The following is a 20,393-nucleotide window of genomic DNA, read 5'->3' as shown; positions in this document are numbered from 1 at the left end:
CGGGAGCGTTACTTCTTCTTGACGACGCTCTGGGGGTTGAGGCTGCCGATGTTGCCGCTCTCGGTGCCGGCGGCCGGGTCGATGACGGCGTTGATGAGGGTCGGGCGACCCGAGTCCATCGCCGCGTCGACCGCGCGCTTCAGCTCGTCCGGCGTCGTCACGTTCACGCCGACGCCGCCGAAGGCCTCCATCATCTTGTCGTAGCGGGCGTCCGCGACGAACACCGTCGGGGCGACGTCCTCGCCGCCGGTCGGGTTCACGTCCGTGCCGCGGTAGATGCCGTTGTTGTTGAAGACGACGATGCACACCGGCAGGTTGTAGCGGCAGATCGTCTCCACCTCCATGCCGGAGAAGCCGAAGGCGGAGTCGCCTTCGACCGCCAGCACCGGCTTGCCGGTCTCAACCGCCGCGGCGATGGCGAAGCCCATGCCGATGCCCATGATGCCCCAGGTGCCGACGTCCAGGCGCTTGCGCGGCTGGTGCATGTCGATGATGCCGCGGGCGAGGTCGAGCGTGTTCGCGCCCTCGTTCACGAGGATCGCGTCGGGCCGCTCCTGGATCACCGTCTTCAGCGCGCCGAGGGCGCCGTGGAAGTCCATCGGAGCCGCGTTCTTGCCGAGCTTGGCGGCCATCTTGGAGACGTTCGCCTCCTTCTTGGCCTTCAGGGTCTCCGTCCAGTCGGACGGAACGGCCGGCCAGTTCGCGTCGACGCCCGCGAGCAGCGCCTCGACGCAGGAGCCGATGTCGCCGACCACCGGCGCGACGATCTCGACGTTCGAGTCCATTTCCTTCGGCTCGATGTCGATCTGAATGAACTTCTTGGAGCCGGGCGCGCCCCAGGTCTTGCCCTTGCCGTGGCTGAGCAGCCAGTTCAGGCGGGCGCCCACCAGCAGCACGACGTCCGAATCCTTGAGCGCGGTGGAGCGCGCGGCGCCGGCCGACAGCGGGTGGGTGTCGGGCAGCAGGCCCTTCGCCATGCTCATCGGCACGTAGGGAATGCCGGTGCGCTCGACGAGCTCGCGCACGAGGTCGTCGGCCTGGGCGTAGGCCGCGCCCTTGCCGAGCACGATGAGCGGACGCTTCGCGCCCTTGAGGACCTCGAGCGCCCGCTTGACGGCGGATGGGGCTGGGATCTGGGCCGGCGCGGCGTCGATCACCTTGACGAGCGACTTCTCGCCCTTGGTCGCGTCGAGCACCTGGCTGAACAGCTTGGCGGGCAGGTCGAGATAGACGCCGCCCGGACGGCCGGAGACCGCGGCGCGGATCGCGCGGGCGACGCCGATCCCGATGTCCTCCGCATGCAGCACGCGGAACGCGGCCTTGCACAGCGGCTTTGCGATGGCGAGCTGGTCCATCTCCTCGTAGTCGCCCTGCTGCAGGTCGACGATCTCGCGCTCGGACGAGCCGGAGATGAGGATCATCGGGAAGCAGTTGGTCGTGGCGTTCGCGAGAGCGGTGAGGCCGTTCAGGAAGCCGGGGGCCGAAACCGTGAGGCACACGCCGGGCTTCTTGGTCAGGAAGCCCGCGATCGCCGCGGCGTTGCCGGCGTGCTGTTCGTGGCGGAAGGAGATGACGCGCATCCCCTCGGCCTGCGCGAGGCGGCCGAGGTCGGTGATCGGAATGCCGGGAACGCCGTAGATGGTGGTGATGTCGTTCAGCTTCAGCGCGTCGATGACGAGGTGAAAGCCGTCGGTGAGCTCAGGCTCCGCCGCGATCTGCGGGTCCATCGCGGGCGCGAGGTTCCGTTCTTCGGCGGGCGATTCGATTTTAAGGGCTGCGGCGCTCGACATGGGACATTCCTCCAGGGGCTTTTTTGCGTTGAGGCCGACGAACGGCCCAATTCTCGAAGCGGCGCTATGACGCGCCTGCCAGACTTCGAAATCGCGTGGCGTCGGCTCTTCGGCCGCTGTTCCTCGCTTTTCCGCGCGGTTGCGCGGGGGCCAGACGATGATCCGATCCCGCGCCGGGCGAGAGGCTAAAAGGCCGCCTCGGGTCCGCCTGTCGCGCCGTTCGGAACGCTCGTCATCAGGTGCGCCAAAATCTGGCATGCCAGATACGAAACGTCAACGAGACCTGCGACGGGATGGCCTATTGACGTATGCTGCAACGCAAAAGCCACGGAGCGGACACGGCTTTCTCGCGGTTCCGTGAGCAGTAGTGGTATGCCAAATACACGATGAGCAATACTTTCGTTTAATAGAAGGCGTGATCCGCCCGATCGGCGAACCCCATCGCCGGACGGCTCCGACGGCAGGCCCGCTCGCCGTCGACGACCCGGGTCGATCGGGCCTTCGCCTCGGCCCTGACGCCCGCGACGCTGGCGCTTCAACCTCACGAAGTCGGTGGCGCTCTAAGCGTCTAAGCGTCGCAGCGACGCTATCTCGCATTCGACTAAGGCGTCGTTTCCAAAGCGCGGGCCGCTCCGGTTATGGTGCGCCAGTAGACCACGACCGGGCGCCTCTTTCTCGTTATTGGAGATTTGTTGTGCGACGCAGCACGGAGACGAACGAACATTTCGTCCCTTGCACGTTTGGCATAACGGATACCAAGATGGCCCCAGTGAGCGAACAACGCCACGTAACGAGAAAAATTCTCAGGGGTAGGAAATGACCACAGCGCTACAGGCCGGGGAGCCCGGCCACCGCGTCAGCGACGCCTATCGTTGGACGCAATTGGCCGTCGGCGTCATCTGCATGGTGATGATCGCCAACCTGCAATACGGGTGGACGTTCTTCGTCCCCGACATTCAGAAGCAGTTCGGATGGGATCGCGCGGCGATCCAGTGGGCGTTCACCCTGTTCGTGCTGTTCGAGACCTGGCTCGTGCCGGTCGAAGGCTGGTTCGTCGACAAGTACGGCCCGCGCGTCGTCGTGATCTTCGGCGGCGTGCTGTGCGGCGTCGGCTGGGTGATCAACGGCTACGCCTCGTCGCTTAATCAGTTCTATCTCGGTCAGGTGATCGCGGGCATCGGCGCCGGCGCCGTCTACGGCACCTGCGTGGGCAACGCCCTGAAGTGGTTCCCCGACAAGCGCGGCCTCGCGGCCGGCATCACGGCCGCCGGCTTCGGCGCGGGCGCGGCCCTCACCGTCGCCCCGATCCAGTCGATGATCGCGAACTCGGGCTACCAGGCCGCCTTCATCAACTTCGGCATCGGCCAGGCCGTCGTCATCTGCGCGATGGCGATCTTCCTCGTCGCTCCGAAGATGGGTCAGACGCCCGCGGTCGCGTTCAACGCCGCGAACGCCCAGAGCCGCCGCAACTACCGTCCGACCGAAGTGCTCCGCCAGCCGATCTTTTGGCTGATGTACGCCATGTTCGTCGCCGTCGGCGCCGGCGGCTTGATGATCACCGCCAACCTGAAGCCGATCGCCGCCGACCTGCACATCGACAAGGTCGACGTGACGCTCGTGGGCCTGACCATGACGGTCGTGACCTTCTCCGCCACCATCGACCGCATCCTGAACGGCCTGACCCGCCCCTTCTTCGGCTGGATCTCCGACAAGATCGGCCGTGAGAACACCATGTTCATCGCCTTCGCGATGGAAGGCGTCGGCATCTACCTGCTGTACCTCTGGGGTTCGGATCCGGTGTGGTTCGTGCTGCTGTCGGGCTTCGTGTTCTTCGCCTGGGGCGAGATCTACTCGCTGTTCCCGGCGACCTGCACGGACACCTTCGGCTCCAAGTTCGCCGCCACCAACGCCGGCATGCTCTACACCGCCAAGGGCACGGCGGCGCTGCTGGTGCCCTTCGCGAACTACATGCAGCAGGCCCAGGGCTCGTGGGACGGCGTCTTCCTGATCGCCGCCGGCGCGAACATCGCGGCCTCGATCCTCGCGATCGCCGTGCTCAAGCCCTGGCGCAAGTCGGTGGTCGCCAAGGCTCAGGCCGAGATCGACGCGGCTCCCGCGCCGCGCGTCGCCACCGCCTGATTACGGTTCCCGCGGTTCGCGGGCGCGCTAGCCCTCCGCGCGTCCGTCCGCGGCTCCTCGGCCCCCGGCGCTTCGGCTCCGGGGGCCTTTTCATGAGAGGTTCTTTCGACCGGCCCCCGCCGAAAAGACGATCGAGCTTCGAGCCGAGATGCGGCAGAAGACGTGACGCACCCCTCGACGCCCCCTCGGTCCCGCCGGGCGGATCCGCCGCCGACACGCCTCCTTCTCCAGCTGAGAGCGCTTGATGAACATTCACGAATACCAGGCGAAGAGCATTCTTCGCGAGCACGGCGCGCCCGTGCCGAACGGCTTCCCGATCTTCTCCCTCGATGACGTGGACAACGCCGCGAACGCTCTCGGCGGCCCGGTGTGGGTGGTGAAGTCGCAGATTCACGCCGGCGGCCGCGGCAAGGGGAAGTTCGTCGAGCCGGACGCGGGCGAGGCTGGCGGCGTTCGTCTGTCGCGTTCGGTGGATGAGGTGAAGGCGAACGTCCGCCAGATGCTAGGCCGGACGTTGGTGACGCTGCAGACCGGCCCCGCCGGCAAGCAGGTGAATCGCCTCTACGTCGAGGAAGGCTCCGACATCGCCAAGGAGTTCTATCTGTCGGCGTTGGTGGACCGAGACTCCGGCCATGTGGCCTTCGTCGTCTCGACCGAAGGCGGCATGAACATCGAGGATGTGGCGCACAGTCATCCTGAGAAGATCCACACCATCACGGTGGACCCGGCGACGGGGGTGCAGCCGCACCATGGGCGCACCATCGCCAAGGCGCTGGGGCTGTCGGGCGACCTCGCCAAGCAGGCGGGCTCGGTGGTCGAGAAGCTCTACGGCGCCTTCGTCGCGACCGACATGGCGATGCTCGAGGTCAACCCGCTGATCGTGACGAAGGACGGCAAGCTGCGCTGCCTCGACGCGAAGGTGACGTTCGATTCGAACGCGCTCTACCGGCATCCGGAGCTGGCCGAGCTCCGCGACCTGACGGAGGAGGACGAGAAGGAGATCGAGGCCTCGAAGCACGACCTCGCCTACATCGCGCTCGACGGCACCATCGGCTGCATGGTGAACGGGGCGGGTCTCGCGATGGCGACGCTCGACATCATCAAGCTCTACGGCGAGGAGCCGGCCAACTTCCTGGACGTCGGCGGCGGCGCGACGGAGGAGAAGGTGACGGCGGCGTTCAAGATCATCACCGCGGACCCGCAGGTGAAGGGGATTCTCGTCAACATCTTCGGCGGGATCATGAAGTGCGACGTGATCGCGCGCGGCGTGATCGCGGCGGTGAAGGCGGTGGGGCTTCAGGTCCCGCTGGTCGTTCGGCTCGAGGGCACGAACGTCGAGGAAGGCAAGCGAATCATCGCCGAGAGCGGGCTGAACGTGCTGCCGGCGGACGACCTGGACGACGCCGCGCAGAAGATCGTGGCCGCCGTGAAGAAGGGGGCCTGAGCCATGTCGATCCTGATCGACGCGACCACCAAAGTCATCTGCCAGGGCTTCACCGGCAAGAACGGCACGTTCCACTCCGAGCAGGCGATCGCCTACGGGACCAGGATGGTCGGCGGCGTGGCGCCGGGGAAGGGCGGGCAGACGCACCTGAACCTTCCGGTGTTCGACACGGTGCGGGAGGCCCGCGAGGCGACCGGCGCCGACGCTTCGGTGGTCTACGTGCCGCCGGCGGGGGCGGCGGACGCGATCCTCGAGGCGATCGCGGCGGAGATCCCGCTTGTGGTGTGCATCACCGAGGGCGTGCCGGTGCTCGACATGGTGCGGGTGAAGCGGGCGCTCGTGGGCTCGAAGACGCGCCTCATCGGCCCGAACTGCCCCGGCGTGGTGACGGCGGGCGAGTCGAAGATCGGCATCATGCCGGGCAACATCTTCAGCCGCGGCACGGTGGGCGTGGTGTCGCGCTCGGGGACGCTGACCTACGAGGCGGTGTTCCAGACGACGCGTGAGGGCCTCGGCCAGACCACGGCGGTGGGCATCGGCGGCGATCCCGTGAAGGGGACCGAGTTCATCGACATGCTGGAGATGTTTCTGGCCGACCCGAAGACCGAGCAGATCGTGATGATCGGCGAGATCGGGGGCTCGGCGGAGGAGGACGCGGCGCAGTTCCTGGCCGACGAGGCCAAGCGCGGGCGGGCCAAGCCGACGGTCGGCTTCATCGCGGGCCGCACGGCGCCTCCGGGCCGTCGGATGGGGCATGCGGGCGCGATCATCTCGGGCGGCAAGGGCGGCGCGGACGACAAGATCGCCGCCATGGAAGCCGCCGGCGTCCGGGTGTCCCCCAGCCCCGCACGGCTGGGGAAAACGCTGGTGGAATTGCTGAAGGGGGACGGCGACGTTCGACCCGCCCGCGTGGCCGGAGGGTCGTTCTAACGCAACGCGTATAGCGCAACCAAAGAGGCGGTCCGACGGGCCGCCTCTTTCCATTTCCGCGGACTCAAGCGTTCGCGCCTGCGGCCGATCGAAGCGCTCGAAGCGCGGCGCCGATCGAAAATCTCAAGACCGTCTCGCCCGCGCCCGCCGTTGCGCTGCGGCGTCTCGTCCAAAGGAGGCTTTCGTGACGCATCTGGCATCTGGTATCCGGCAAGTATGTCGATGAAGAGCGTCAAGGAGAGCCGCGCCGTGAAAGTCCCGCTGCGTTGGCCTGTCGGGGACGAAGCCGCCTCCGAACTGGTGCTGGAGCGCTTCGCGCCGGAGCAGACGTTCAAGACCAAGGTCTACGCCGCGCTGAAGCAGGCCATCGTCAACATGGACATCTACTCCACGCCGGAGCCGACGTGGATCGACGAACGCCAGCTCTCGGAGCGCCTCGGGGTCAGCCGGACGCCCGTCCGCGAGGCGATCGCGATGCTCGAGCAAGAGGGCTTCGTGAAGTCGATGCCGCGCCGGGGCATCATGGTGCTGAAGAAGACCCGGCGCGAAGTCGTGGAGATGGTCCAGGCCTGGGCCGCGCTCGAGAGCATGGCGGCGCGGCTCGTGACCCAGAATGCGTCCGACGAGGCGATCGCGACGCTCCGGACGCTGTTCAAGGACTTCGGCGAAGAGCACAAGCCGTCCGACTTCGTCAGCGAGTACTCCCAGGCGAACATCCTGTTTCACCAGACTCTCATCCGCCTCAGCGGCTCCAAGGTGCTGGCGGACATGACGGCGAACCTGCTGGTGCACGTGCGCGGCATCCGCCAGATCACAATCGGCCGCGACGACCGCGCGAGCCGCTCGATCGTGGAACATCTCAACATCATTGAGGCGCTGGAGAAGCGCGACGCCGACGCCGCCGAACGGTTCTCGCGCGACCACACCCTCGGCCTGTCGACCTACGTCGACGAGCACGGCGACATCTTCGACTGAGGCCTTCGATCCTCCGCGGCCTTCAGCCTTTCTGTTAATAGGCAGTCTCTGGCATTAGTTATACCAATGACCTCGCCGCGCATGCGGACCGCCTGGGAACGCTTGGGATAGGGTGAGGGGCCAATGAGACTTCATGAGTTTCAGGCGAAGAGCCTCTTGGCCGACTACGGATTGCCCTGCCCCAAGGGGGCGGTCGCCATCACGGCTGCGGAAGCCGAAAGCATCGCCCGGGACCTCGGCGTCGCGCCGCTTGCGGTGAAAGCCCAGATCCACGCCGGCGAACGCGGCGCGGCCGGGGGCGTCCGCATGGCGCATGGGCCCGCTATGGTCCGGTCCGCCGCCGAGGCGCTGCTCGGCAAGAAGCTCGTGACCGCCCAGACGGGCGAGGGCGGCCTGACGGTCCGCCGCGTCTACGTCGAAGCCGCGACCCCCGCCGCCAAGCAGATCTATCTCGCGCTTGTGGTGGAGCCCGCTCTCGGCGGCTTCGCGCTGCTGGGCGCGGCCCAGGGCGGCGAGGAGATCGAGCGGCGCGAGCGCGAAGGCAACCTCGTCCGCGAGCGGATGACGCTGTCGGTCGGCGCGGAGCCGGACCCGGCGGAGCTCGACGCGTTTCTCGCCGCGATCGGTCTCGAGGGGGCCACGCAGGCGAAGGCGGCGACGCTCGTCGCCGGGCTTCGCCGCGCCTTTATCGAGCTCGACGCCAGCCTGATCGAGATCAACCCGCTCGCGGTCACCGCCGATGGCGACCTGTTCGCGCTCGACGTCAAGATGACGCTCGACGACAACGCGCTGTTCCGCCACCGCGACCTCGCCTCCCTGCGCGACGAGGACGACGACGACCGGGTGAAGCTGACCTCGCAGCGCGATCAGCTGAACTTCGTCCAGCTCGACGGCGACATCGGCCTCGTCTCCAACGGCGCGGGGCTTGGCCTCGCGACGCTCGACATGGTGAAGGCGGCGGGCGGCCGCCCGGCGAACTTCATGGACATCCGCACCACGGCGACGAGCCTCGACATCGCGCACGGCTTCGCGCTGCTCCTCGACAATCCGGCGATCAAGACGCTGCTGGTCAACGTGCACGGCGGCGGCATGCAGTCCTGCGACACCATCGCGGAGGGCCTCGGCGTCGCGCTTCGCCGCTCCGGCCGGTCGTTGCCCGTCGTCGTCCGCCTCGCCGGACTCAACGCGGAGTTCGCCCGCACGCGGTTCAAGAACTTCGGCTGCGCGGTGATCGAGGAGCCGGACATGGCGTCGGCGGCCCAGCGCGCCGTCACCGTCGCCGCCAGCGGGAGGGCTTGAGCATGGCGATCCTGCTCGACAAGAACACGCGCGTCATGTGCCAGGGCATCACCGGCTGGGCCGGCACGCACCACGTCACGCAAATGATGGAGTACGGCACCAAGGTCGTCGGCGGCGTTCGCCCGGGCAAGGGCGGCCGCTCGCACCTGAACCTCCCGGTGTTCGACACGGTGTCCGCCGCGCGCGACGAGACGGGCGCGAACGCCAGCATCATCTTCGTGCCGCCGGCCTCCGCCGCGGCCGCCATGATCGAGGCCATCGAGGCGGAGATCCCGCTGGTGGTGACCGTCACCGAGCGCGTGCCCCTGCTCGACATGATCCGCGTGCGCGAGGCGCTCGCCGGCTCCCGCACCCGTCTCGTCGGCGCGAACAGCCAGGGCGTGCTCGCGCCGGGCGTCGCCAAGCTCGGCGTGATGGCGACGGGCTCGGAGCGTCCGGGCGGCGTCGGGATCGTGTCGCGCTCGGCCTCGCTCACCTCCGAGGTGGTGGCGCAGGTGAGCGCCGCCGGCCTTGGCCAATCGACGACCGTCGGCGTGGGCGGCGATCCGATCCACGGGCTCTCCATGCGGGACTGCCTCGAGCTGTTCTTCGCCGATCCCGAGACGGAAGGCGTCGTCCTCATCGGCGAGATCGGGGGCTTCGAGGAGCAGGAGGCGGCCGAGTTCATCCGCGAGGCGAAGCCCTCGAAGCCGATCGTCGCGCTCATCGTCGGCGCCCACGCCCCGGCCGAGCGCCGCATGGGCCACGCCGGCGCGCTGGCGATCGGCGGGGCCGCGGCGGCCTCCGCAAAGATTGCGGCGCTGGAGCAGGCGGGCGTGCGCATCGCGCCGAGCGCCGGCCTCGTCGGCCGCACCATGGCCGAGGCGCTCGCGAAGACGCACTGACGCCTCGAGGGCCGCAGCGCGGAGCCGGCCGCCCGCGCGGCCGGGCGTCGCCGCGACATCACGACATTTGGCCGAGCCTCGCGCGGCGCCACGACCACACGGGAGACTGACGCGATGAAGATCTGCATCTATGGGGCCGGCGCCATCGGCGGCTACATGGCGGTGATGCTGAAGCGCTCAGGCGTGGACGTCTCGCTCGTCGCGCGCGGGCCGCATCTCGCGGCGATCAAGGAGCGGGGGCTGAAGCTGCTGATCGACGGGCAGGAGCTCGTCGCCGAGATGCCGGCGACCAAGAACGCAGCGGAGCTCGGGCCGCAGGACTACGTCATCAACGGCCTCAAGGCGCATCAGGCCTGGGAGTCGGCGGAAGACATGGCGCCGCTGATGGGCGACCACACCGCGGTCGTGACTATGCAGAACGGCGTGCCGTGGTGGTACTTCCACGGCCTCGACGGCGATTTCGGCGACCTGCGCCTGCAGAGCGTCGACCCCGGCGACCGACAGTGGAACGCGATCCGCCCGGAACGCGTGATCGGCGGCACGGTCTACCCGGCGACCGAGATCACCGAGCCGGGCGTCATCAAGCACATCTACGGCGACGCCTTCGGTCTCGGCGAGCCCAACCGGCGCAAGACCGAGCGCCTGACCCGGCTCGCCGACGCGATCAACGCGAGCGGGCTCAAGGCGCGCGTCTACGACGACATCCGCGACGACATCTGGCTGAAGCTCTGGGGCAACCTCTGCTTCAATCCGATCTCGGCGATCACCCGCGCCACGCTGGACGTGGTGGCGACCGATCCCGCCACGCGGGCGCTGGCCAAGAGCATGATGCTCGAGGCGCAGCAGATCGGCGAGACCTTCGGCGCCACCTTCAAGGTGGACGTCGAGCGTCGCATCAACGGCGCCGCCCGCGTCGGCGCGCACCGCACCTCGATGCTGCAGGACGTGGAGGCCGGGAAGGCGATCGAACTCGACGCCCTGCTCTCGTCCGTGCAGGAGATGGGCCGTCTCGCCAACGTCGCGACGCCCATGATCGACCTCGTGCTCGGCCTGACCAAACAGATGGGCCGTTCGCTCGGCGTCTATCCGACCTTTCCGGAAGAGGTAATCGAGGAGCAGCCGCTGAAGGTGGCCAATGGTTGAGGCGACCGCCGTCGCGACCGCGCTCTGGGTGCGGTTCGACCGGGCCGGACAGGTAGGCTTCGGCCGCCTGGTCGGCGACGTCGTCGAGGTGCACGAAGGCGACATGTTCGCAGGCCCGACCGCGACCGGCGAGACGGTCGCGCTCAGCGACGTCGAACTGCTCGCGCCTACGACGCCAGGCAAGATCATCGCGCTCTGGAAAAACCTCCGGGGCCTCGCCGAGAAGCTCGGGCAGACCCCGCCGGACGAGCCGCTCTACCTCCTGAAGGCGTCGTCCTCGGCGATCGGCTCCGACGCGACGATCCGTCGGCCGTCGTCCTACGGCGGGCGCGTGGTGTTCGAGGGCGAACTCGGCGTCGTCATCGGCGCGACCTGCCGCGAAGCGACGCCGGCCGAGGCCGAAGCCGCGATCTTCGGCTACACCTGCGTGAACGACGTCACCGCGGCGGACCTGATCGACAAGGACAAGTCCTTCGCGCAGTGGGCGCGGGCAAAGAGCTTCGACGGGTTCGGGGCTTTCGGCCCCGGCGTCGCCACCGGGCTCGATCCGAGCGCGCTCGTGATCAGGACCGTGCTCAACGGCTCCGAGCGTCAGAACTACCCCGTCGCCGACATGTTCTTCGAGCCGGCGGAGCTGGTGAGCCGGCTGTCGTTCGACATGACGCTGGAGCCGGGCGACCTGATCATGTGCGGCACGTCGGTCGGCGTCGGCGCGATGAGAGAGCCGGAGAACATCGTCGAGGTGACGATCGAAGGCGTCGGGACGCTCCGCAACCGCTTCGTTCAATGAGACCTTGGCTTGGGGGGCTTGGCCTCCGCGCAACCGGCCCCATGTCGTGCCGGGCTGCGCCTACACCGGCGTTAAGCCTGACGTCGTCAAATGCCGACGACCAAGACCCCCTCCACGAGGAACGCCGATGACCATGCCCGATTTGGAGCGCGCGATCGTCGCGGTTCTCAAGATGATGGGCGACGCCGACGGCGATCTGGCCGACCGGATTCTCGACCGCTACCTCACGCGATTCGGCGACGACTCCGACGCCAAGCACGCGGCGCTTCGCCGTCTCGAGGCGGCGATGACGGCGGACGGCGACCAGGCCGAGGTGGTTCAGCCGGCCCGCGCGAGCCGCTGACCGGCCTGGTCCGCGCGCTCGCGCTCTCGTGAGCGCGACTCTCTGATCATTCGAAACGAAAATCGCTCTCTGCGCCGGGTCCGGCATGGCGCCGGCGCGCGTGCGCCTGCATACTGCGGCATCCCATCACATAACGCCTCAGGAGACGTGGCCGATGCCGCATGAAACGCCGCTGATCTCGACGATCGTCGCGGGTTTCGTGTTGGCGTTCATTCTCGGGGCCATCGCGAACCGTTTCCGACTTCCGCCGCTCGTCGGCTACCTCGTCGCCGGCGTCCTGGTCGGTCCGCACACGCCGGGCTACGTCGCCGACCAGCAGCTCGCGCCGGAGCTCGCCGAGATCGGCGTGATCCTGCTGATGTTCGGCGTGGGACTGCACTTCTCGCTGAAGGACCTGCTGTCGGTGCGCGGCGTCGCGCTGCCGGGCGCGATCGCGCAGATGGCGGTCGCGACCGCCATGGGCTGGGCTCTCGCCTGGCTGATGGGCTGGTCGCACGGCGGCGGCCTCGTGTTCGGCCTCGCGCTTTCGGTCGCGTCGACCGTCGTGCTGCTGAAGGCGCTGCAGGAGCGGCGACTGGTCGAGAGCGAACGCGGCAAGATCGCCGTCGGATGGCTGATCGTCGAAGACCTCGCGATGGTCCTCGCGCTCGTGCTGATTCCAGCCGCCGCCGGGATCGCGAGCGGGCAGGGCGGCGACGCCGCCCACGGAGATCCGGTCGCGCTGCTGATCAGTCGCGCCCTGAACGTGGACCTTGGCCTCACCGGCGTCATCGGCGTCACGCTGCTGAAGGTGGCGCTGTTCGTCGCGCTGATGCTCGTCGTCGGCCGCCGTCTGATTCCGGCGCTGCTCCACCGCATCGCGCACACCGGCTCGCGCGAGCTGTTCCGCCTCGGCGTGCTGGCGATCGCGCTCGGCGTCGCCTTCGGAGCGGCCAAGCTCTTCGGCGTGTCGCTGGCGCTCGGCGCGTTCTTCGCCGGGATGATCCTCTCCGAGAGCGAGCTCTCGCACCGCGCCGCGCAGGAGAGCCTGCCGCTGCGCGACGCCTTCGCCGTGCTGTTCTTCGTCTCCGTCGGCATGCTGTTCGACCCGACGATCATCGTGCGGGACCCGTGGCCGGTCGTCGGCACGCTGTTCATCATCGTGATCGGGAAGTCGGTGGCGGCGTTCCTGATCGTGCTGGCGTTCCGAAGATCGGTCGGCACGGCGCTCACGATCTCCGCCAGTCTCGCGCAGATCGGCGAGTTCTCCTTCATCCTGGCCGAGCTGGGCGTCGGGCTGAACCTGATCCCGGAGGAGGGCCGCGACCTGATCCTGGCGGGCGCGATCCTGTCGATCATCCTCAACCCGATCGTGTTCTTCGCCGCCGACCGCATCCGCCCGCGGCTCGAGGCGCGAATCCTGCGCCAGAGCCAGTCCTCGCCGTCCGCCGAGGCGCCAGCCGTCGAGATCACCGCGTCGGAACCTTCGGCCGCAGCTCCGCCCGGCGCCCGGCCGGCTCCGGAGGAGGAGAAGGAGCCGCCGCTTCCCGACATCGAGTCGGAGGGCGAGACCGAGCCCACAACTCTCAGCGGCCACGCCGTCGTGGTCGGCTACGGCCGCGTGGGCGCGATCGTGGTGGACCAGCTCAAGTCCGCCAACACGCCGTTCCTCGTGATCGAGGACAGCGAGAAGCGCATCGCCGAGTTGCGCGAGAAGGGCGTCGAGGTCATCGTCGGCAACGCCGCCCATCCCGCCGTGCTCGCGCTCGCCAACCTCAAGGGCGCGACGCGCCTCGCGGTCGCGATCCCCGACGCCTTCGAAGGCGGCCAGGTGACGGAGCAGGCGCGCGCCCAGAACCCCGGCCTGTTGATCATCGGCCGCGCGCATTCCGACGCCGAGGTCGACCATCTCGCCAAGCTCGGCGCGGATGTGGTGATCATGGGCGAGCGAGAGATCGCACGCGGCATGCTGGAGCGCATCGGCGAGCCGATGACCAAGGCGCGCGGCGACGCTCCGGGTCCGCGGGAGCATGTCGCCGGCGCCTATCCCGGGGTGGCCGATCCCGTGGACGACGCGGCTCCGCTCACGCAGTCGGCCACGGCGGAGCCGACGGTCGAGGCTTCAGCGCAAGCGTCGGACGGCGCGTCTTCGCCTACGGATCCCGACGCATCGCCGGCCAAAACGGCGTGACGCTTGGCTGAACTGCGAGACGTACCAACGCGCCCATCCCAGCACGCAAAACGCCCGGACCTTGGGAAAGGCCCGGGCGTTCGCATGTTCGTCGATGAAGCCGATCAGTTCAGCGCGCGGCTCGATCCTGTCGCGGCGGCGGGGCTGACCGCGGCCGGCCGGGCCTCGGCCTTGCCGTTCGGCGGCGTGTCGTACATCGGCACGCTCTCCTGGATCCGGCGGAATTCCGCCAGCGCCTGCCCGACGACCTGATCCATGTTGTAGTAGCGGTAGGTCGCGAGCCGGCCCACGAAATGCACGTCCGCCGTCTCGTTCGCGAGCGCCTGATACCGCCGATAGAGCTCCTGGTTTTCGGGCCGCGGCACCGGGTAGTACGGGTCGCCGGTCGCCGCCGGATACTCGTAGGTGATCGTCGTGTTCGGGTGCGTCTGGCCGGTGAGGTGCTTGTACTCGGTGATCCGGGTGTAATCCTCGGTCTGCGGGTAGTTCACCGTCGCGACCGGCTGGAACTGCTCCTGCTCAAGCGACCGATGCTCGAACCGCAGCGAGCGGTATGGCAAGCGGCCGAAGCGGAAGTCGAAGAACTCGTCGATCGGACCGGTGAAGATCAGGCGCTTGAACTGCGCCGTCTCGCGCACCTCTCGAAAATCCGCGTTGAGCATGATCTGGATGTTGGGGTGATCCAGCATCCGTTCGAACATGCGCGTGTAGCCGTGCTTTGGCATGATCTGATGCGTGTCGGTGAAGTAGCGGTCGTCGGTGTTGGTGCGCGTCGGCACCCGCGCCGTGACCGACTTGTCGAGCTCCGACGGGTCGAGGCCCCACTGCTTCCGGGTGTAGCCGCGGAAGAACTTCTCATAGAGCTCACGGCCGACCTTGCTGACCACCACGTCCTCGGAGGTCCGGATTTCCTCCACAGGCTCCGCCCGCGACTCGAGAAAAGCCGCGGCTTCCTCGTCGGTCTTGAGGTCAAGGCTGTAAAGTTCGTTCAGCGTCGTGCGGTTGATCGGAATCGGCACGAGCTTGTCGTCGACGCGGCCCAGCACACGATGCTCGTAGGGGCGCCACTCCGTGAATTTCGACAGGTGCTCCACGATGGCGTCGGAGTTGGTGTGGAAGATGTGCGGGCCGTACTGATGCATCAGCACGCCGGCGTCGTCGTACTTGTCGTAAGCGTTGCCGCCGATGTGCGAACGCCGATCGATGATCAGCACCGTCTGATCGCGCTCGGTGGCGATCCGCTCGGCAAGCACCGATCCGGCGAAGCCTGCTCCTACAATGAGCCAATCATACATGGGCGGCTTCCTTGACCGTTTCGGCGCTTGCCAGCCCCGCGCGGCTGCGACGACGCGCGTGGGCGGCCGAAGTCGCGAGGGCGTAGATCCGCTCGAAGGTCTGATCCCAGGAGTTGTCGGCGAGCTTGGCGTCGACGCGGGCGAGCCAGGGGCCGCGGTCCATCGCCATCTGCTCCTCGATCGCGGCGATCATCTCGTCGGCGGTCGAAGCGATCTTCACGAGACCTGTCTCGCCGTAGTCGGCGATCACGTCGGTGATCGGCGTCGAGGTCACAGTCGCGCCAGCGGCCAGGAACTCCGGCGTCTTGGTCGGGCTGATGAAGCGGGTGGACTCGTTCAGCGCAAAGGGCATGAACGCCGCGTCCCATCCGCCGACATAGGACGGCAGGTCCTTGTAGTCGCGGCCGCCGAGCCAATGCACGTTTGAAGCCTTCGGCAGATCGACCGGATCGATCTTCACCACCGGTCCGACCATCACGAGCTGCCACTCGGGGCGCTTCGCTGCGATTTCGCCGACGAGATCGATGTCCATCCGTTCGTCGATTACGCCGAAGAAGCCGACCCGCGGATGGGGGATGGCCTCCTGGTCCGGGGGATCCTGGCGGTCGTCGGCGCGGCCCTTGCTGAAATGCGCGACATCGATGCTGCTGGGGAAGGCGTGGATGTTCCCGTGCCGGTGCTTCTTCGCCTCGTAAAGGCTGCGGCCGCCGGTGAACACGACGTCGGCGCGCGCCAGCATTTCATCCTCAAGCGCGATCAGCTCGGGCGGCGCGCCCTTGAACGCGGACAGCTGGTCCATGTTGTCGAAGACGGTGAGATCGGCCTCGAGATGGCGCGTAAACAGCAGCGCCATTGGCGTGTAGTACCAGAACACCCGGCGCTCGGCGCCGAGGCTCTCGAGCAACTCGTCGACCAGTTGACGCTGAGCGAGGATCTTACCGCTTTCGCTCAGGCCATGAGGCAGCACGGGGACGGCCACCGTGACGCCTTCGGAGCGTGCGGACGATCGCAGGGACGGCGCGGCGACATCTTCGAAGACGGGCTCTTCGACGACATAAACCGGCTGCCGCTTGCCGATCCGGCTCAATAGGTGCTGAGGCCGCTGATAGACGAAATCCCAGCGAAGGTGCGAGAAGCAAATCACCGGGGCGTCTTCAATCCGCGAAGTCCCCGCCGCGTCGATTTCTGGCGCGCAACTGCTGGTCGGTCGCATGATCTCTCCCGTGTCGGATAAACGGACCACGACGCGGAAACGTGGCGTCGTTCGAGCCGGCGCGGGGACGGCGACTTCGCCAAATCCGTCTGCCGCACCTCGATGTCCGAACATGTACCTAGGTTCAGGCGTTCCCAGCGACATGACTCTGTGCGCTACCGTACCAAAAGGTCGACGTGCTGCGCTGCGGGACCAAACCGGCACAAGAGTAAACACCGCCATGTGAACGGAGAGGAGATGAGCTGCGTGACCATCGACGCGCCGCCGGCCTCCGCCGGCCTTCAGAGCTTTTTTGTCGCGGGCTTCGAGTGTTCATCCCACAGACGCGCCGACGGAATCCGGCTCGATCTGATCGCCGCGACCGGACACGACCGGTTTGCCGCTTCGGACTTCGCGCGCCTCGCCGCCCTCGGCGTGACCACGGTGCGCGACGGCATGCGGTGGCATCTGATCGAGAAAGGGCCAGGATTCTACGACTGGTCGAGCGTGCTGCCGATGCTCCGGGCGGCGCGGGACGCGCGTGTCCAAGTCATCTGGGACCTCTGCCATTACGGCTATCCCGACAAACTCGACATCTGGTCGCCGGCTTTCGTGGACCGCTTCGCGCGCTTCGCCCGGGAAGCCGCACGGTTTGTCCGCTCGGAAAGCGACGACGTTCCCTACTACTGCCCGATCAACGAGATGTCCTATTGGGCGTGGGCCGGCGGCGACATGCGTCAGTTCAATCCCATGACGAAGGGGCGCGGGCCGGAGCTGAAGCGCCAGCTCGCGCGCGCCGCGATCGCCGCGATCGAGGCGGTGCGGTCGGTGGACCCGCGCGCGCGGTTTCTGACGGCCGAGCCGACCATCCACGTGGCACCGGCCAAAACTTCGGCTTCGGCGAAGGCCGCCGCCGAGGGCTACCGTCTCTCGCAATTCGAGGCGACCGACATGCTGGCCGGCCGGCTTCATCCGGAGATGGGCGGCTCGCCCGACAAGCTCGACATCGTCGGCGTGAACTTCTACCCGCAAAATCAATGGGTTTTGGGTGGTGGGACGATCCCGATGGGACATCACGACTATCGGCCGTTCCGCGACATGCTGGCTGAAACCGCCGCCCGCTATGGCAGGCCGGTGCTGATCTCGGAGACCGGCGCCGAAGGCACGGGCCGCGCGGCCTGGCTGCATTACGTCTGCGACGAGGTCGCCGCCGCCCGCGACGACGGCGTCCAGGTGGAAGGGATCACGCTCTACCCCATCCTCGACTATCCCGGCTGGGACAACGGTCGGATCTGCGAGGTCGGGCTGTTTACGACGCCGAATGGGAACGGCGAGCGCGCGGTCTTCAAGCCTCTGGCGGAAGAGCTCGCGCGCCGAAGGACCCAGTTCGAGCGGGAGGCTCGCTGGGATCTTCCGGGCCGCGTCGTTCCGATCCGCCGAGGGGCGGCGTCGTGAGCGAGGCCTCGACGTCGTTCCGGCCCGACACGCAGGAGGAGCGAAGCGCCATTGCGGCGTCGCTCCAGAGCCCGTCGGCGTTCTTCTGGCGCTACGCCAAGCGCTGGCCCGGCCACTTCATCGCGCTCGGGCTCGTGGTGACGGTCGGCGCCTGTATGATGGTGGCGACCCAGTACGGCATGAAGCTGCTGGTGGACGCCATGGCGGCGCCGCCGCCCGCATCGCCCGCGCTGTGGTGGGCGCTCGGTTTCTTCGTGGCGACGACGGCGCTCGAAGGCGCCTTGTGGCGCGTGTCGGGCTGGCTCGGCTGCCGCACCACGGTCGGCGTCGGCGTCGACATTCGGCTCGACCTGCTGGACCACGTCGCCGGCCATCCCATGCGGTATTTCCAGGACCAGCGCGCGGGCGCGCTGGGACACCGCATCACCTCGACCGCCGGCGACTTCGGCGTGCTGACCAACAACATGACGTGGAACGTCATGCCGCCGATCGTCAGCTTCCTGGGCGCGGTGGTCATCTTCTTTACGATCAACCTCGGCATGGCGATCGCTCTGTCCGCGTTCGCGGTGATCGTCACGATCGGGCTGGTGCTCTTCGGCCGCCGCGGCCGCCCGCTGCACCGGCATTACGCGGAGCAGGCGGGCCTCGTCGGCGGCGAACTGATCGACGTGCTCACCAACATCTGGTCGGTCAAAGCCTTCGCGGCCAGCGCCCGGGAGCGTCGGCGGCTTAGGCACATCTTCGACGGCGAGGCGACCGCTCAGCGCAAAAGCTGGATGTTCACGGAGAAGGCCCGTGTGATGCACGACGTCCTTCTCTGGGCGATGGCCGGCTCCATGATGCTGTGGGCGGTCTCGCTCTGGTCGCGCGGGTCGGTGACGACCGGCGACGTGGTCGTCGTTTCGACGCTGGTGTTCCGGATCCTCCACGGCTCCCGCGACCTGGCGATGGCGCTGGTCGATATGGAGCGGCATGTCAGCTACATCGCCGAGACGCTGAAGGTCATCGGCACGCCGCACGAGGTGGTCGATCTTGAGGACGCCCGTCCGTTCCAGAAGCGCGGCGGCTCGATCGCCTTCGAGAAGGTGTCCTTCGGCTACGGCGGGTCGCACGCCGTGCTGCGCGACTTCGACTTTGCCGTTCCGGCTGGCCAGAAGGTCGGCATCGTCGGCCCCTCCGGCGCCGGCAAGTCGACCCTGATCCACCTCGTCCAACGGCTCCACGACGTGGAGGCCGGACGCGTGCTCATCGACGGCCAGTCGGCGGCGGAGATCACCCAGGAATCGCTGCGTTACGCGATCGCGGTCGTGCCGCAGGAGATTTCGTTGTTCCATCGCTCGGTGATGGAGAACATCCGCTTCGCCCGGCCGGAAGCAACCGACGACGAGGTCCGCGAGGCCGCCGCGGCCGCGCACTGCGGTTTCATCGACGACCTCGACGACGGCTTCGACACGCTGGTCGGCGAACGCGGCGCGAAGCTGTCCGGCGGCCAGCGTCAGCGCATCGGCATCGCCCGCGCGATCCTGAAGAACGCGCCGATCGTGGTGCTGGACGAGGCGACCTCCGCGCTCGACACCGAATCCGAGATCGAGGTGCAGAAGGCGCTCACGCGTCTGACGCGGGACCGCACCGTGCTCGCCGTGGCGCATCGGCTGTCGACGCTGGCCGATTTCGATCGGATCGTGGTGCTGGTCGAGGGCAGGGTGGTCGAAGAGGGTCCGATCGGCGACCTGCTCGCGGCGAACGGCGTCTTCGCCCGGATGTGGCGGCTTCAGTCGCGCGGGTTGTCCGTGGACGAAGCGCTGGACAAGGCGGGGTAGGCTCGCTCGCTTCGGCCGGACGCCGCGAGGTGACATCCACATGAGCGCCGCGCCAGGGCGTCGAGGTCTCGGATTTCGATCCGCCCCCGCTGGCAGCGGACCGCCTGCTCCCCCTCGAGCATGTGGAGCCCAAGCGTGACGCTCGCGCGGCGCACGCCGAGGAGATCGCTCAACTGCTGGTGCGTGAGTTCGATCGGACGATCGCCGCGGAGGGCGTAAGCCTCCAACAGCCAGCGCGCCAATCGCTGCTCGACGGTGTGCAGAGCCGTGCAGACGCACAGCTGCGTCGCCTGGATGATGCGGTCGTTCGCGTAGAGCATCAGCCGCCGCCGCAGTTCGGGGTGGAGGGTGGCGATGCGGTCGAGCGCCTCGGCGTCGATCGCCTGGGCCTGAACCCCTGTCAGAGCCACGGCGTCCCTCTCGGCGGGGTGCTGCGCGCTGAGCGCCGCGGACACGCCGACAAAGCCGCCAGGCCCCACGATGCCGGTCGCGGCCGTGCCTCCATCGGGCGCGCGGCCGAACAAGGCGACGAGGCCGTCGCTTATGAAGAACACCGTTTGGATCGAATGTCCCGCGGACGAGAGCAGATCGCCTCGGCGTCTCTCGCCGCGTCGGAGATGACGCCTGAGGAGGGCCGCGGCCTCGGGCTCCAGGCCCGCGATCAGCGGGTGACCGGCGCGATCGGCTTTTGGACGGGAGGGGCGCAGCACCGGAGGAGCCTGAA

General features: G+C 67.9%; 16 protein-coding genes. 12 read left to right on the top strand and 4 right to left on the bottom strand.

Annotation, left to right across the window (positions count from 1 at the left end):
- Positions 1–8: 8 nt before the first annotated feature.
- Complete coding sequence (oxc, locus tag K244_RS0106255) at positions 9–1,727, bottom strand: oxalyl-CoA decarboxylase (RefSeq protein WP_036306300.1); 1,719 nt, start codon at positions 1,725–1,727, stop codon at positions 9–11.
- Positions 1,728–2,606: 879 nt separating this feature from the next.
- On the opposite strand from oxc, the gene oxlT reads away from it, so the two are divergent.
- The 10 genes from oxlT to K244_RS0106205 all read left to right on the top strand — a co-directional run bounded on the left by oxlT (position 2,607) and on the right by K244_RS0106205 (position 13,907).
- On the top strand, positions 2,607–3,929 hold the full coding sequence (gene oxlT, locus K244_RS0106250; RefSeq protein WP_020185398.1) for an oxalate/formate MFS antiporter: 1,323 nt from the start codon (positions 2,607–2,609) through the stop codon (positions 3,927–3,929).
- A gap of 244 nt (positions 3,930–4,173) precedes the next feature.
- Positions 4,174–5,373 carry an ADP-forming succinate--CoA ligase subunit beta gene (gene sucC, locus K244_RS0106245; protein ID WP_020185397.1) on the top strand — a complete coding sequence of 400 codons (1,200 nt, stop codon included), beginning with the start codon at positions 4,174–4,176 and terminating at the stop codon, positions 5,371–5,373.
- A gap of 3 nt (positions 5,374–5,376) precedes the next feature.
- On the top strand, positions 5,377–6,303 hold the full coding sequence (gene sucD, locus K244_RS0106240) for a succinate--CoA ligase subunit alpha (RefSeq protein ID WP_020185396.1): 927 nt from the start codon (positions 5,377–5,379) through the stop codon (positions 6,301–6,303).
- 249 nt (positions 6,304–6,552) lie between these two features.
- Positions 6,553–7,278 (top strand): GntR family transcriptional regulator, encoded by a 726-nt coding sequence (locus tag K244_RS0106235; RefSeq protein ID WP_051460087.1) that lies wholly within the window; start codon positions 6,553–6,555, stop codon positions 7,276–7,278.
- Positions 7,279–7,401: 123 nt separating this feature from the next.
- A complete protein-coding gene (gene sucC / locus K244_RS0106230; protein ID WP_024816346.1) occupies positions 7,402–8,577 on the top strand; it encodes an ADP-forming succinate--CoA ligase subunit beta in 1,176 nt (391 codons plus the stop codon).
- 2 nt (positions 8,578–8,579) lie between these two features.
- Positions 8,580–9,461, top strand: a complete 882-nt coding sequence (sucD, locus tag K244_RS0106225; RefSeq protein ID WP_020185393.1) for a succinate--CoA ligase subunit alpha — start codon at positions 8,580–8,582, stop codon at positions 9,459–9,461.
- A gap of 114 nt (positions 9,462–9,575) precedes the next feature.
- Positions 9,576–10,604 carry a 2-dehydropantoate 2-reductase gene (locus tag K244_RS0106220; RefSeq protein ID WP_020185392.1) on the top strand — a complete coding sequence of 343 codons (1,029 nt, stop codon included), beginning with the start codon at positions 9,576–9,578 and terminating at the stop codon, positions 10,602–10,604.
- On the top strand, positions 10,597–11,394 hold the full coding sequence (locus K244_RS0106215) for a fumarylacetoacetate hydrolase family protein (RefSeq protein ID WP_020185391.1): 798 nt from the start codon (positions 10,597–10,599) through the stop codon (positions 11,392–11,394). The genes K244_RS0106220 and K244_RS0106215 overlap by 8 nt, the downstream gene beginning before the upstream one ends.
- A 127-nt stretch (positions 11,395–11,521) precedes the next feature.
- Positions 11,522–11,737 (top strand): hypothetical protein, encoded by a 216-nt coding sequence (locus K244_RS0106210; protein WP_020185390.1) that lies wholly within the window; start codon positions 11,522–11,524, stop codon positions 11,735–11,737.
- Between the two features lie 154 nt (positions 11,738–11,891).
- Positions 11,892–13,907, top strand: a complete 2,016-nt coding sequence (locus tag K244_RS0106205; protein ID WP_020185389.1) for a cation:proton antiporter — start codon at positions 11,892–11,894, stop codon at positions 13,905–13,907.
- A gap of 104 nt (positions 13,908–14,011) precedes the next feature.
- On the opposite strand, the gene glf is transcribed toward K244_RS0106205, so the two are convergent.
- Together glf and K244_RS0106195 are read right to left on the bottom strand one after the other, a co-directional pair.
- Complete coding sequence (glf, locus tag K244_RS0106200; protein ID WP_020185388.1) at positions 14,012–15,202, bottom strand: UDP-galactopyranose mutase; 1,191 nt, start codon at positions 15,200–15,202, stop codon at positions 14,012–14,014.
- On the bottom strand, positions 15,195–16,559 hold the full coding sequence (locus K244_RS0106195; RefSeq protein WP_155931609.1) for a glycosyltransferase family 1 protein: 1,365 nt from the start codon (positions 16,557–16,559) through the stop codon (positions 15,195–15,197). The genes glf and K244_RS0106195 overlap by 8 nt, the downstream gene beginning before the upstream one ends.
- Between K244_RS0106195 and K244_RS0106190 the strand changes: the two genes are divergently transcribed.
- Positions 16,518–17,849: a beta-glucosidase gene (locus tag K244_RS0106190; RefSeq protein WP_210164320.1), complete on the top strand. Its 1,332-nt coding sequence runs from the start codon at positions 16,518–16,520 to the stop codon at positions 17,847–17,849. The genes K244_RS0106195 and K244_RS0106190 overlap by 42 nt on opposite strands.
- A complete protein-coding gene (locus K244_RS0106185) occupies positions 17,846–19,669 on the top strand; it encodes an ABC transporter ATP-binding protein (RefSeq protein ID WP_020185385.1) in 1,824 nt (607 codons plus the stop codon). Before K244_RS0106190 ends, K244_RS0106185 begins: the two co-directional genes overlap by 4 nt.
- On the opposite strand, the gene K244_RS0106180 is transcribed toward K244_RS0106185, so the two are convergent.
- Complete coding sequence (locus tag K244_RS0106180; protein ID WP_081761435.1) at positions 19,621–20,379, bottom strand: Crp/Fnr family transcriptional regulator; 759 nt, start codon at positions 20,377–20,379, stop codon at positions 19,621–19,623. The two genes, K244_RS0106185 and K244_RS0106180, sit on opposite strands and share 49 nt — an antisense overlap.
- Between the last annotated feature and the right edge of the window lie 14 nt (positions 20,380–20,393).

Source organism: Methylopila sp. 73B, assembly GCF_000526315.1.
Taxonomy (GTDB): domain Bacteria; phylum Pseudomonadota; class Alphaproteobacteria; order Rhizobiales; family Methylopilaceae; genus Methylopila.
This window is presented reverse-complemented; position numbering and strand designations above follow the sequence as displayed.